At 71.0% G+C, this 994-nt stretch carries 2 protein-coding genes; both read right to left on the reverse strand.

Features of this window, described 5'->3' with window-relative positions:
• Positions 1–545, reverse strand: a 545-nt coding sequence (locus tag U9978_RS20285) for a WD40 repeat domain-containing protein (protein WP_416211062.1), incomplete at its 3' end; no start/stop codon positions are given.
• An 89-nt stretch (positions 546–634) separates the two neighbouring features.
• Positions 635–925 (reverse strand): effector-associated domain EAD1-containing protein, encoded by a 291-nt coding sequence (locus tag U9978_RS20290; RefSeq protein WP_322762728.1) that lies wholly within the window; start codon positions 923–925, stop codon positions 635–637.
• Positions 926–994: the final 69 nt, after the last annotated feature.

Raw genomic sequence — 994 nt, forward strand, 5'->3', positions numbered from 1 at the left:
TCCGGGCCGGTCACCCACCCCACCGACACGACCCAGCCGGTGCGGCCGGTCAGGGTCTGCAGGATGTGGCCGGTGATCGGATCCCAGACCCGCACCGTGGCGTCGGCGCTGCCCGACGCCAGCAGCAGCCGGCCATCCGGGCTGGTCGCCCACGCCACCGACACGACCGGGCCGGTGTGGCCGGTCAGGGTCTGCAGGGTGGCGCCGGTGATCGGATCCCAGATCCGCACCGTGTCGTCGAAGCTGCCCGAGGCCAGCAGCAGCCGGCCATCTGGTCCGGTCGCCCACCCCGCCGAGTTGATCTCTCTGGTGTGGCCGGTCAGGGTGCGCCGTTCCCGTGCGGTGACCACCAGCCGGCCAGCCGGTCCGGCCGGCAGTGCATCGTCAGGCTGAAGTGCCGCCCCCGACGGATCGCCAGTGCGGCCCACGGTGCGGGCATGCGCGACCGCCCAAGCACGCAAGGCACCGTCCACGGGCTGGGCGTTGCTCGAGAAGGCATCCGAACCGTTTCCCCGTTGCTCGTCCACACCGCCCCCGTTGCTCACCGGCGTCCCGCCGACTGCTTACCGGCACTGCCCTGTGACGATCAGCGTAACCCCGCCGACGACACAGCCCACCCGATATCGGGGGCCGGTCAGCGGGCGGTGGGGTCGACGCCATATCGCTGCGCCAGCAGGCGGAAAACCCGGTTGTGGGGCTGGTCGCGCAGGGCGGAGGTCAGCAGCGCCCGGAACGGCGTCGCGACCGCGCCGTTCTCCAAGTCGATGAGGATCATGTTCCAGATCTGCTCGGGCACGGCATTGGCAAAGCCGGGACGCCGCGACCGCGGATAGTTGATACGGCTCAGCACCCGCTCGGCCGCCATGTCGGTGGTGAAACTCTCCGCCAGGGCGGTCAGCAGCGCATCCCGGTCATCACGGCTCAACGAGATATCCACGCCGGCCGGCCCCGAAGCCGACCGTGCCGCTGACCCTGACCCTGACCCTGGCGCTGA

Origin of the sequence: Protofrankia sp. Cr2 (assembly GCF_963555885.1) — a bacterium.
In the GTDB taxonomy this organism is placed as follows: Bacteria; Actinomycetota; Actinomycetes; order Frankiales; family Frankiaceae; genus Protofrankia.